Annotated in this window: 13 protein-coding genes and 1 tRNA gene; 7 read left to right on the forward strand and 7 right to left on the reverse strand. The window is 67.1% G+C overall.

The features are described from left to right. Positions 1–919: 919 nt before the first annotated feature. From yihA to L8G49_RS07225, 6 genes are all read right to left on the reverse strand, one after another. Positions 920–1,555 carry a ribosome biogenesis GTP-binding protein YihA/YsxC gene (yihA, locus tag L8G49_RS07200; protein WP_242183529.1) on the reverse strand — a complete coding sequence of 212 codons (636 nt, stop codon included), beginning with the start codon at positions 1,553–1,555 and terminating at the stop codon, positions 920–922. Further along, positions 1,552–3,321, reverse strand: coding sequence for a membrane protein insertase YidC (gene yidC, locus L8G49_RS07205; protein ID WP_242183530.1), 1,770 nt, complete (start codon positions 3,319–3,321; stop codon positions 1,552–1,554). The genes yihA and yidC overlap by 4 nt, the downstream gene beginning before the upstream one ends. A 37-nt stretch (positions 3,322–3,358) precedes the next feature. After that, entirely contained in the window at positions 3,359–3,592 is a 234-nt protein-coding gene (yidD, locus tag L8G49_RS07210; protein WP_242183531.1) for a membrane protein insertion efficiency factor YidD, read from the reverse strand. Between the two features lie 28 nt (positions 3,593–3,620). Further along, positions 3,621–3,938: a ribonuclease P protein component gene (rnpA, locus tag L8G49_RS07215; RefSeq protein WP_010162953.1), complete on the reverse strand. Its 318-nt coding sequence runs from the start codon at positions 3,936–3,938 to the stop codon at positions 3,621–3,623. A 32-nt stretch (positions 3,939–3,970) separates the two neighbouring features. Then, entirely contained in the window at positions 3,971–4,105 is a 135-nt protein-coding gene (gene rpmH / locus L8G49_RS07220; protein ID WP_010162954.1) for a 50S ribosomal protein L34, read from the reverse strand. An 87-nt stretch (positions 4,106–4,192) separates the two neighbouring features. After that, a complete protein-coding gene (locus L8G49_RS07225; protein ID WP_242183532.1) occupies positions 4,193–4,480 on the reverse strand; it encodes a hypothetical protein in 288 nt (95 codons plus the stop codon). A gap of 94 nt (positions 4,481–4,574) precedes the next feature. Between L8G49_RS07225 and L8G49_RS07230 the strand changes: the two genes are divergently transcribed. The 5 genes from L8G49_RS07230 (at position 4,575) to L8G49_RS07250 (ending at position 7,944) form a co-directional block, all read left to right on the forward strand. Further along, on the forward strand, positions 4,575–6,080 hold the full coding sequence (locus L8G49_RS07230) for a YifB family Mg chelatase-like AAA ATPase (RefSeq protein ID WP_242183533.1): 1,506 nt from the start codon (positions 4,575–4,577) through the stop codon (positions 6,078–6,080). Positions 6,081–6,150: 70 nt separating this feature from the next. Then, positions 6,151–6,576, forward strand: a complete 426-nt coding sequence (locus L8G49_RS07235) for an ACT domain-containing protein (RefSeq protein ID WP_242183534.1) — start codon at positions 6,151–6,153, stop codon at positions 6,574–6,576. Between the two features lie 113 nt (positions 6,577–6,689). Further along, positions 6,690–6,774: transfer RNA gene (locus L8G49_RS07240), tRNA-Leu, on the forward strand. A gap of 53 nt (positions 6,775–6,827) precedes the next feature. Further along, positions 6,828–7,412: a hypothetical protein gene (locus L8G49_RS07245; protein ID WP_242183535.1), complete on the forward strand. Its 585-nt coding sequence runs from the start codon at positions 6,828–6,830 to the stop codon at positions 7,410–7,412. Positions 7,413–7,467: 55 nt separating this feature from the next. After that, the gene (locus L8G49_RS07250; RefSeq protein ID WP_242183536.1) at positions 7,468–7,944 is read left to right on the forward strand and encodes a DUF1810 domain-containing protein; all 477 of its coding nucleotides are present in this window, start codon (positions 7,468–7,470) and stop codon (positions 7,942–7,944) included. 255 nt (positions 7,945–8,199) lie between these two features. Here the strand turns inward: L8G49_RS07250 and L8G49_RS07255 are convergent, their stop codons facing one another. Then, positions 8,200–10,053, reverse strand: a complete 1,854-nt coding sequence (locus L8G49_RS07255; protein ID WP_242183537.1) for an ABC-F family ATP-binding cassette domain-containing protein — start codon at positions 10,051–10,053, stop codon at positions 8,200–8,202. 113 nt (positions 10,054–10,166) lie between these two features. Here L8G49_RS07255 and L8G49_RS07260 point away from each other — a divergent pair, with 113 nt between their 5' ends. Both L8G49_RS07260 and L8G49_RS07265 read left to right on the forward strand, forming a co-directional pair. After that, positions 10,167–10,619 carry a GreA/GreB family elongation factor gene (locus L8G49_RS07260; protein WP_242183538.1) on the forward strand — a complete coding sequence of 151 codons (453 nt, stop codon included), beginning with the start codon at positions 10,167–10,169 and terminating at the stop codon, positions 10,617–10,619. 391 nt (positions 10,620–11,010) lie between these two features. Then, positions 11,011–12,198: a glycosyltransferase gene (locus tag L8G49_RS07265; protein WP_242183539.1), complete on the forward strand. Its 1,188-nt coding sequence runs from the start codon at positions 11,011–11,013 to the stop codon at positions 12,196–12,198. Positions 12,199–12,206 lie beyond the last annotated feature (8 nt).

The following is a 12,206-nucleotide window of genomic DNA, read 5'->3' on the forward strand; positions in this document are numbered from 1 at the left end:
TGCGGAGTTTGGGGGTGCCAACGTCCGCGAACGGTCCGTCCTCCCTTCACTTCCCCGGCGGAGGCCGCGGCCCAGTAGCGAAGGTCGTGGTAACAGAGTGTTGCGCTCACTTACGCAACGCCCGGTCCTGGGCCCCGGCCTGCGCCGGGGAGGTTGTAGGAAGGGGAGGTGGTAGCGGCGCACGGGCCGTCCGGGACGAATGCATCCTTAGCGCCTCAGCGGATTGCCTTGATCATGCCCGTGCGGAGTTTGGGGGTGCCAACGTCCGCGAACGATCCGTCCTCCCTTCACTTCCCCGGCGGAGGCCGGGGCCCAGTAGCGAAGGTCGTGGTAACAGGGTGCTGCGCTCACTGATGCAACGGCCGCTCTTGGGCCCCGGCCTGCGCCGGGGAAGTTGTAGGAAGGGGAGGTGGTAGCGGCGCACGGGCCGTCTGGGACGAACGCATCCTTAGCGCCTCAGCGGATTGCCTTGATCACCCGCCGTGCGGAGTTTGGGGGTGCCAACGTCCGCGAACGGTCCGTCCTCCCTTCACTTCCCCGGCGGAGGCCGGGGCCCAGTAGCGAAGGTCGTGGTAACAGGGTGTTGCGCTCACTTATGCAACGGCCGCTGTTGGGCCCCGGCCTTCGCCGGGGAGGTTGTAGGAAGGGGAGGTGGTAGCGGCGCACGGGCCGTCTCGGACGAACGCATCCTTAGCGCCTCAGAGGATTGCCTTGATCACCCGCCGTGCGGAGCTTGGGGGTGCCAACGTCCGCGAACGGTCCGTCCTCCCTTCACTTCCCCGGCGGAGGCCGGGGCCCAGTAGCGAGGGTCGTGGTAACAGGGTGCTGCGCTGACTTACGCAACGCCCGCTCCTGGGCCCCGGCCTTCGCCGGGGAAGTAATATTGGAGGGAACCGCCAGGGCGGCGGGCCCCCGCCGCTCAGTTGATCGCTTCGATCACCGCCGCGCGCAGTTCGGGGATGCCCAGCCCGGTATCGCTCGACGTCACCAGAATGTCCGGATGCGCCGCCGGCCGCTTGCGCGCTTCCACCGCGGTCGCCTCGGTCACTTCGGCGAGGTCGCTCGCCTTGATCTTGTCCGCCTTGGTCAGCACCATGCGGTAGCTGACCGCCGCCTTGTCGAGCATCTCGAGGATCTCGCGGTCGACGTCCTTGATGCCGTGGCGCGAGTCGATCAGCACCAGCGCGCGCTTCAAGACGTCGCGTCCGCGCAGGAAGTCGTTCACCAGGAAGCGCCACTTGCGGACCATGTCCTTGGGCGCTTTGGCAAAGCCGTAGCCGGGCATGTCGACGAGCCGGAACGTCAGCGGCGTGCCGACGTCGAAGAAGTTGAGCTCCTGCGTCCGCCCCGGCGTGTTCGAGGTGCGCGCGAGCGAGTTGCGATGGGTCAGCGCGTTGAGCAGCGACGACTTGCCGACGTTCGAACGCCCGGCGAACGCAACCTCGGGCACGTCCGCATTGGGCAGGAACTCGAGCGCGGGCGCGGACTTCAGGAAGGCCACCGGCCCCGCGAAGATCTTGCGCGCCGCCTCGATCGCTTCGGGTTCGAAACTCATGCCTTGACGACCTTCGTGGCGGCGGGCTCGCGCATCCCGGGATGGCGGGCGTAGAGCAGCCGCTGCTGCGCGACGGTCCACAGGTTCGACGTGATCCAGTAAACCTGCAGCCCGACCGCGAACGGCGCCATCACGAACATCAGCACCCACGGCATCAGCGCGAACACCTGCTTCTGGGCCTCGTCCATCGGCGCGGGGTTGAGCTTGAACTGGAAGAACATCGACACGCCGAGCAGGACCGGCACGATCCCGATCGCGAGGAACGGCGGCAGATGGTACGGCAGATAGCCGAACAGGTTGAGGATCGTCGCAGGGTCCGGCGCGGACAGATCGTGGATCCAGCCGACGAACGGCTGGTGCCGCATTTCGATCGTCAGCAGCAGCACCTTGTACAGCGAGTACATGATCGGGATCTGGATCAGCGTCGGCAGGCAGCCCGCGAGCGGGTTGACCTTCTCGGTCTTGTAGAGCGCCATCACTTCCTGCTGCTGGCGCGCCTTGTCGTCCTTATACTTTTCCTGGATCGCCTTCATTTTCGGCTGGATCGCCTTCATCGCCGCCATCGACGCGAACTGGCGCTGCGCGATCGGGAAGATCAGCGTGCGGATCGTGACGGTGAGCAGGATGATCGCGACCCCGAAGTTGCCGATCATGCGGAACAACCAGTCGAGATATTTGAAGATCGGCTTCTCGACCACCTCGAACCAGCCCCAGTCGATCGCCTTGCCGAAATGCCGGACGCCGAGGCGATCCTCATAGCGGTCGAGCGTGTTGGTCTCCTTGGCGCCCGCGAACAGCTTGGCGGTGGTGACCAGCGCCTTGCCCGGGGCGACGACGCGCGGGGCGAGCGTGAAGCCGGCCTGGAAGGTGTTGCCCGTGGCGGCGGTGAAGCCGGCATGGACGGGGGCGTTGGCATCGGGGATCGCCGCGGCGAGCCAGTATTTGTCGCCGAAGCCGACCCAGCCGCCATTGCCGTCGAACATGTTCTCGCCGGGCTTGGCGCCGCTGCCCCAGATCTTGCCGAAGAACGAGGCGTCCTTGCCCTTCAGATTGTCATAGGTGATGTCGTAGGTCGCGCCCTTGTCGAACACGCCGATCGGGCCGACGTGGTTGGTCCAGGTATCCGCCTCAGTGCCGACGCCGGTGCGCGAGATCAGCGAATAGGCGCGCAGCGCGATCGGCGTCGCGCCCCCGTTGGCGGCGACCTGGCGGACCGTGAACATGTATTTGTCGTCGATCGCAACGGTCAGCGCGAACCGCTGGCCCTGCGGGTTGGCGTAGCTGAGCGTGACCGGCTGGCCCGGGCGCAGCACGTTGGACGAAGCCGTATAGACGGTGTCGCCATTGGGGACGGTGACGCCGTCGCCCGACCAGCCGAAACCGGCGTAATAGGCGTCCTTGGTCCCGCGCGGGGAGAACAGCCGGATCGGGGGCGAGCCCTTCGCGACCGTTTCCTTATATTGCGACAGCGTGAGATCGTCGATCCATGCGCCCTTCAAGTTGATCGACCCGTTGAGCTTTGGCGTCTCGATCCGGACGCGCTGGCCCGCGCTTTCGCGCAGCACGACGTTGCGGTCGCGGACTGCCATCGCACCGTCCGCGGCGGGGCCGGTCGAGGTCTCGAGCGCCTTCGACTTGCCCTTGACGACCTTGGTCGCGGGCGGGTTCGCCGCGGGGAAGAACTTCTGGGTGAGGAAGTTGCTGCCGAGCAGGATGATCGCGGCAAAGAGCGCGAAGAGGATGAAATTCTTGCTGTCGTGCTTCACGCGAGTCGTATCCGTTCGTCGATCAGGGTTTCGGCGATCATGGGACCGGGTCGGGTCCGTACCCGCCCCAGGGATGACACCGCGCGATTCGTTTCGCGGCCAGCCATCCGCCCTTCAGAGCGCCATAGCGGCGAACTGCGGTAATTGCATAGCTGGAACAGCTTGGCTGGAAGCGGCAGCTTGGCGGGAGCACCGCCGACGGGCCGATCTGCCAGCCGCGCACGACCAGGATCAGTGCGCGGGCGAGGAGGGTGGGGCGCGGTTCGCACATCAACGACCGCCGTTGGGTCGGGGAATGCTCACCGCACCACCTTGGCCAGCGCCTTGGTCAGTTCGCTGCGCATCGCCGCGTAATCGCGTTCGATCCCGCCGCTGCGGCCGATCAGCACGTGATCCGCGCCTTCGACTCCGGCGACCGGCAACAGCTCACGCGCCAAGGCACGCAGCCGACGCTTGAGCCGGTTGCGGATGACGGAATTGCCGACTTTCTTGGTGACGGTAAAGCCCACGCGCATCGCCGGGGAACCATCGTCGCGCCGCCGCATCAACAGGACGAATCCCGGCATCGGCGCGCGTTTCCCCGCGTTCGCGGCGAGGAAATCGGCGCGGCGCGCCATCGTCTCGATGGTCGCGCCGCGGAGATCCCGGTTTACGCCGACAGCTTCTTGCGGCCGCGGTTGCGGCGGGCGCGAATCACGTTGCGGCCACCCGGGGTCGCCATGCGCGAGCGGAACCCGTGGCGGCGTGCACGCACCAGATTGCTCGGCTGAAAGGTCCGCTTCATCGTTCATTCCCTAGGACTGCAAACAGAAAAGGGCCGCCACGCGGACGGCCTCGTAAGCGGTCCCCCTAGGCAAAAAGGGCGCGCTAGTCAATCACGCGCCACGGTGATTGCGCGATCGCGTGCGCGGCGCCGCGCCGCACTCTGCCGCCTCAGCCCCATGTCGGCATAATGGCCGACCTTCGGCCATCGTCGCTTGGCCTGGACGAACCGCTTCTTCGCCCACAGCGAATTCTGCAACAGCAGCGCAAGACCGGCCGCGAACACGAAGATCCCGCCAGGCCCGGGAATCGCGCCGACGATCGGTGCGGCGAGGACGAGCACCACCCCGATCGAGAACAGGGTGAGCCGGAGCATCGGATGGCGCGTGGACTGCATCGCCACAGCATGTGGGAAGCCTGACGCGCTTGGCAAGGCAGTGGACTTCGTGTCGGCGTCCGTTAAGCCCGGGAACAGGCCCGGGGGGGAACGAATGGTCGCGAGCGTGTCGACGGTGGCATATCTGGGTCTGGAGGCGCGCGCCGTCGAGGTGCAGGTCCAGCTGATTCCCGGGTTGCCCGCGTTCAATGTGGTGGGGCTCGGCGACAAGGCGGTCGGCGAGAGCCGGGAGCGCGTGCGCGGCGCGATCGCCGCGATGGGGCTGGCGCTGCCGCCCAAGCGGATCGTGGTCAATCTCTCCCCCGCCGACCTGCCCAAGGAAGGCTCGCATTTCGACCTGCCGATCGCGCTGGCGTTGCTCGCGGCGATGGGGATCGTCGATGCCGAAGACCTGGCGGATCATGTCGTGGTCGGCGAGCTCGGGCTTGACGCGCGGATCGCGCCGTCGCCCGGGGTGTTGCTCGCGGCGTTGCATGCGTCCGAGCTCGGCAAGGGGCTGATCTGCCCGGTCGCGCAGGGGGCGGAAGCGGCATGGGCGGGACAGGGCGTGCTCGCCGCGCCCGACATCCTGTCGCTGATCAACCACTTCAAGGGACACGGCCTGCTGGCCGCGCCGCCGCCGGGGCAGGCCGAGCCGATCGTACCCGGCCCCGACCTGCGGCAGGTGAAGGGGCAGGAGACCGCCAAGCGCGCACTCGAGATCGCGGCGGCGGGCGGGCACAACCTCATCATGGTGGGGCCGCCGGGCTCGGGAAAGTCGCTGATGGCGTCGTGCCTGCCCGGCATCCTCCCGCCGCTCGATGCGGCGGAGGCGCTCGAAGTCTCGATGGTCGCGAGCGTCGCGGGGACGCTGACCGGTGGAAGGCTGACGCGCGCGCGACCGTTCCGTGCGCCGCACCACTCGGCGTCGATGGCGGCGCTGGTCGGCGGCGGGTTGAAGGTCAAGCCGGGCGAGGTGAGTCTCGCGCATCTCGGCGTGCTGTTCCTCGATGAGTTGCCTGAATTCCAGCGCGTCGTGCTCGATTCGCTGCGCCAGCCGCTCGAGACCGGCACGGTCAGCGTCGCGCGCGCCAATGCGCATGTGACCTTCCCGGCGCGGGTCCAGCTGATCGCGGCGATGAACCCGTGTCGCTGCGGGCATCTCGGCGACGCCGCGCTCGCCTGTTCGCGCGCGCCGCGGTGCGCGGTCGATTACCAGGCGAAGGTATCGGGGCCGCTGCTCGACCGGATCGACCTGCATGTCGAGGTGGAGGCGGTGCGCGCGGCCGATCTGGTCCTGCCGCCGCCCGCCGAAGGGTCCGCCGAGGTTGCCGCGCGGGTCGCCGCCGCGCGCGCGATCCAGCGCGCGCGCTATGCGGAGGAAGGGGTCCGGACCAACGCCGAGGCGGACGGCGCGTTGCTCGATCGCGTGGCGACCCCGGACGAAGCGGGGCGGGCGCTGCTCGCGCAGGCATCGGAGGCGATGCGGCTGTCCGCGCGCGGCTACACCCGCGTGCTCAGGACCGCGCGGACGATCGCGGATCTCGAGGGGGGCGAGGGGGTTACGCGGCTGCACGTTGCCGAGGCGCTGAGTTATCGGCGGCGAATGCCCGTCAATTGAGGGCGCCCAAGGCTGGAAACGGGCCGGGCGACGGGGCAGTACGGTCGCGTCGCGGTGGTGGAGAGAAGCGATGACACAGGACCTCATCCGCGAGCGGCAGGCCATGCTTGCGGGAATGACGCCCACGCTCAAGGCGGGCAGCTACCATTTCTGCACGACGGACGCGGCGACGGTGCCGGCGTCGCTGCTGTCCCGGAGCCTCGCGATCTTCCGGGAGGACAAAGGCACCGCGCTGATCCTCTCCAGCGAGGATGCGCAGGCCCATGGCTTCGACCTGTCGATGCCGATGGCCCGGATCGTGCTGGAGGTCTATTCCGCGCTGGACGGGGTCGGGCTTACCGCCGGGGTTGCCGGGGCGCTCGCCGATGCGGGGATCCCGTGCAACATGGTTGCGGCCTATCATCACGACCACGTGTTCGTGCCGGAGGCGATGGCGCAGCGGGCCGTCGAGATTCTCCTGGCCGTACAGCGCGATGCAACGTCGTTGCCGGATTGATGCCGTGCGGGCACGCCCCGGATCGCACCGTCGGGGGCAAATCGGCGCGATGCAGGATCGGTTCGCAACAGGGTGTTGCAGCGTCGCGCAGCTTGCGCTAGCGGAGCTTGCGTGCGGGCGTGGTGGAACTGGTAGACGCGCCGGACTCAAAATCCGGTTCCGCAAGGAGTGTCGGTTCGATTCCGACCGCCCGCACCACCATCCCGGCCGAGCGCATTGTCGCTCGCGCGCGGGATCGCTAGCCTCCCGTCATGCCACGCGCGCTCAAAGTCTTTCGTACCCCGATCGGGTTCCACGACGCCTATGTCGCGGCCCCGACGAAGAAGGCCGCGCTGGAAGCGTGGGGCACGACGCACGACCTGTTCGCCCGCGGGCAGGCGGAGATCGTCACCGATCCCGCCCTGACGGAAGAACCGCTCGCGCAACCCGGCGTGGTGATCAAGCGATCGCGCGGGACCACCGCGGCGCAGATCGCGGCGTTGCCGGCGGTCGAGCGACCCGAGCCGGCAGAAGACCCGGTGGAGCCGCCGCCTGCCGCCAGGACGGCGAAGAAAGCCGCCAAGCCAGAACGCAAACCGGCACCCGTCATCCCCCGTCCGTCGCCTTCCGCACTGGAAGCCGCCGAGGCCGCCGTCGCGGACGCCGAGAAGCGCCATGCCGAGGAAACCCTCGCGCTCGAGCGTGAGCAGGCCGCGCTCGACCGGCGGCGACGCGAGCTGGAGCGGACGCACGCCGCCGAACGCTCCGACCTGCGCGATGCCGCCGACCGGGCGGACAAGGCCTATGCGGCGGCGCTCAAACGCTGGCGCGCGGCGCGCGCAGGGCCGGGCGACTGACGAACGGTTTGCGCGCCGGCGCGTTGGGGGACGGCACCGCAGAGGGAATTCCGCCATGTCCGACTTCGATCTCGACCGATTCCGTGTGGCGCAGTCTGGCGTTTATGACACCGCGCTCGCCGAGATACGCGCCGGGCAGAAGCGCAGCCACTGGATGTGGTTCGTCTTTCCGCAGCTCGCCGGGCTGGGCAGCAGCCCGACCGCACGGCATTTCGCGATCGGTTCGCTCGACGAGGCGCGTGCGTATCTGGCGGACCCTGTGCTCGGGGGACGCTATCTCGCTGCGGTGGAGGCCTTGCAGGGGGTGACCGGCAAATCGGCGGAGCAGATCTTCGGCGGCGTGGATGCGATGAAATTGCGGTCGTCGCTGACGCTGTTCGAGGCGGCGGGGGGCGAGATCGCCGGGGTCGAGGCGGCGGGGGTCGAGATGGCGGGGGTCGGACCGATGCTCGGCGCGGCGCTGGAGCGATGGTTCGTAGGCGAACGCGATGCGCGGACGCTGGCGTTGCTGGCTACTGGTCGGGGTGGGTGAGCCCTCCAGCGGTTCTGTTCGAGGGATGTCGGCAACGACCGCTGGTAGCGAACGGGAGGCCGCAGCGGACCCCGGCTTCTAGCAATGCCTTCCGAGAAAGCCCCAACGTGCTCCTGCGCAGGCAGGAGCCCAGGAGTCGCACGAGCCAGGCGGCGTTGTTCTGCGTAACCCTAGGTTCCTGCTTTCGCAGGAACACGGGGGATGGAGCCGAGACCGGGGTTACGACACGGGCGAAGCGAAGGCCCGGTCAGCGCGTCACGCCGTCTCCAGCGACTCGCTCACCTGGAACCACACGGCTTCCGCCGCATCGAGCTTCTTGCTGATCTGCGCATGTTGCTTGGCGAGTTCCGCCGCGTTCATCCGCGACAGCCACGCTTCCGCCGTCGACGGATCCGCCATCGCGCGGTCCACGGCGTTCAACTGCTTGGTCAGCTTGGCGACCAACGCCTCGGCTTCATGCGCCTTCTTCTGGAGCGCGACCGCCGCGGCGGAGATCTGCGGCTTGTCGTCCTTCTTGACCGCCTTGGTCTTCGCCCCTTCGCCGCCGCCGTCTCCGGCGAGCACGAAGGCGATATAATCCTCCATGCTGCCCGCATATTCCTTCGCGGTGCCGCCATCGACCAGCACCAGCCGGTCGGCGGCGAGCTCGACCATGTGGCGATCGTGGCTGACGAGAATCACCGCGCCGTCATAGGCGTTGAGCGCCTGTACCAACGCTTCGCGTGCATCGACGTCGAGATGGTTCGTCGGCTCATCGAGGATCAGCATGTGCGGCGCATCACGCGTGATCAGCGCGAGCGCCAGCCGCGCGCGCTCGCCGCCCGAGAGCTTGCCGACCTTCTGGGTCGCCTTGACGCCCGAGAAACCGAACCGCCCGAGCTGCGCGCGGACCGCGCCGGGGGTCTTGCCCGACATCATCCGAGTCATATGTTCGAGCGGGGTGTCGTCGCCGTCGAGTTCCTCGACCTGATACTGGGTGAAATAGCCGACGCGCATCTTGCCGCTGGCGTTCATCTCGCCGTCCATCGTCGGCAATTGCGCGGCGAGCAGGCGGGCGAGGGTGGTCTTGCCGTTGCCGTTGCGCCCCAACAGCGCGACGCGATCGTCCGGGTCGAGGCGGAGGTTGAGCCGCTGGAGGATCGGCTTTTCGGCATAACCAACCGCAGCCATGTCGAGCGTGATCAGCGGCGGGCGCAATTCCTCTGGCGACGGGAATTCGAACGACAGCGTCGGATCCTCCGCCATCGAGGCGATCGGCTGCATCTTGGCGAGCATCTTCTGGCGGCTCTGCGCCTGTTTCGCGGTCGAGGCGCGGGCCGAGTTCTTGGCGATATATTCGCTGAGCTTGGCCCTTTGCGTATCCTGCGCGGCCTTGGCGGCGGCAAGCTGTGCGACACGCTCGGCGCGCTGGCGCTCGAAACTGTCGTAGCCGCCGGTGTAGAGATGGACCTTGCCGCCCTCGAGGTGAAGGATCGTGTCGACCACGTTGTTGAGCAGATCGCGCTCGTGGCTGATGACGACCATCATCGCGGGATAGGATTTGAGGAAATTCTCGAGCCACAAAGTCGCTTCGAGATCGAGATGGTTCGACGGCTCGTCGAGCAGCAGCAGATCGGGTTCGGAGAAGAGCAGTGAGGCGAGCGCGACGCGCATCTTCCAGCCGCCCGAATAGCTGTCGAGCGGACGTCCCTGCATTTCCTCGTCGAACCCGAGGCCGACGAGAATCCGCGCGGCGCGGGCCGGGGCGGTATAAGCGTCGATCGCGATCAGGCGTTCGTGGATTTCGCCGACGCGGTTGGGGTCCTGGCTCGTCTCGGCCTCGACCAGCAGTTCCGCGCGCTCGGTATCGGCGGCGAGAACCTGCTCGATCGGCGTGGTCGTGCCCGAGGGCGCTTCCTGCGCGATATAGCCGATGCGGGTGCCGCGCGGCATCTCGATCTCGCCGAGGTCGGGTTCGAGCTGGCCGATCATGACCTTCATCAGCGTGGACTTGCCCGCGCCGTTGCGTCCGATCAGGCCGACGCGACTCTTCGGCGGCAAGGCCGCGCTCGCGCCGTCGAGGATGGCGCGCCCGCCGAGGCGCACCGTGATACCGTTGATGTTCAGCATGCGCGACCGCGTAGCAGAATGTTGCGCCGCACCCAAGGGTCTGTTCCGGGGGACGGCGCGTTGGTGGACATTCGCGGCCGACGGCCGGATGAAGCCCCTATGAGGACCGAACAATGAGCGTAGCGTTTCGCCGCGAAAGCGATGACGAACATCTCGAACCCAAGTTCGAGCGGCCGATCGCGCCGGGGCCAAATCTGGTCACCCCGCGCGGGCTCGCGCTGATCGATGCCCAGGTCGTGCGGCTCGATGCCGCGCTGGCGCAGGCCGCCGCGGAGGATCGGCCGGCCTTGCTGCGCGAGCAGCGGTATTGGCACACGCGCCAGACCACCGCGGAAGTCGTGCCGTCGCCCGAACCGGGCGAGATTGCGATCGGCAGCCGGGTCACGTTCCTGCTCGGAGGAAGCGAGCGGACGGTCGAGATCGTCGGCGGCGACGAAGCGGAGCCGGCGGAGGGCCGGATCGGCTTCCAGGCCCCGCTGGCGCGCGCCTTGATCGGCGCGGAGGTGGGCGAGTGCGTGGAATTCGGCGGGAAGGCCGATGCGATCGAGATCGTCCGGGTTCGCTGAGTCGCGCGCCGTGGGGAGTTGGCGCAGCGTAAACGAAAATTCAGCCCGTGACGGGGCCAGGTGCTGTTCGGACGGCGTGTTTACCCGTTCATCGGAATTTCACAGATTGTCTCGTAACAGCTAGGTTTATTGAACAATTAGATACTATAGGTGTCGGTGATCCATGGTCATGGATGACTCGTAAAGGATCGTAACTTTACAAGGACGACAGGTAACCGTACGAATTGATGAGGTCGGGCTTCCCGAATAGTGCCACGCCGTCTGACGGATCACGATATCAATATCGTGTCTTGATACTGGCTAAGGGGTGGATGGGCATGATGGCAGGGGGCGAAAACAGTGTGCCAGCGTAACCTCACCGATCGCCACAAACGCATGACGGGCCTTATCGATGGTCTTGATTAAACAGCCGTATTTGTTGGTCCTCAATATCGAACTGGCGAAATGGGGCGGGCGCTACTGGGCGGAACCCCTGTGGCACAAGGACCTGATGCTGCATCTGGCCAATATCGATGCGTTGACCCTGCTGTGTCCGGTTCGCGAAGGTCCGCCGCCGCAAGACTGGCTTGCCTGCTCCGATTCTCGTCTTTCGATCGTGGGTGTCAGGCCGCTGGGCTATTCGAGCGTGTTGCGGATACCCCAGTTGGTCGCGGCGATCTGGAACGCGGTCGGTCGCCACGAGATCATTCATACCGGCGTGGCCGGCTGGCCGTTTCCGATCGGCTGGGTCGCGGTGCCGATCGCATGGCTTCGGCGCCGCTTTCTGGTCATCGTCGTCGAATCGAGCTTCTGGCGGGCCGCCTCCGGCAAGAGCAGCCCGTGGGCGCGTGCCAAGGCCGGCCTGTTCGAGACCATCAACCGGTTTTGCATCCGGCTGGCGTCGGCAAGCTTTTTCACGACGGAAGCCTATGCAACGGACCTCGGCCGTTCGGCGCATGGGTTCAAGACCGTTTCCCCAGCGAGCTGGATCGATGATTCCTCGATCCTGTCTCATGCAGCGATCACCGCGCGGGGAGTCCGGGCGGAGCAACGGTTGTTGTACGCTGGCCGCCTGACGGCGGAAAAGGGCGTGAACGTCCTGTTGCAGGCGATCGAGCGGAGCGACGCAGCGGTCGATATCATGGGCGATGGGGATTTGCGCGATGCCTGTCGGGCCGTCGCCGAGCGCCACCCCCAGCGAGTCCAGGTCCTCGCGCCAGTGCCATACGGACCGGCCTTCTACGAAACGCTCGATCGTTACGCAGCGGTCATCGTTCCCACCCTGTCCGACGAACAGCCGCGCATCATCGTCGATGCCTTTGCGCGCGGGGTTCCCGTCATTGCCTCCGCGACCTCGGGCAACGTCGGGTTCGTGACGCATCAGCGCTACGGCTGGATCGTCCAGCCCGATGATTGCGACCAGCTCGCCGAAACGATGACGCAAGCCATCGCCGATCCTTCTGCGGGGCTGACTTATGGGCTGAACGCGCGCGAACGGATTGCGCCACATACCCATAGCGCGATGCATGCGCGGCGCGCGGCCGATATTGCGCGGGAATTCACCCTGCGGCTTCCGTTCAAGCCGCAGCGCGCCCTGTAAGGCACCCT

Source organism: Sphingomonas sp. CARO-RG-8B-R24-01, assembly GCF_022662295.1.
GTDB lineage: Bacteria > Pseudomonadota > Alphaproteobacteria > Sphingomonadales > Sphingomonadaceae > Sphingomonas.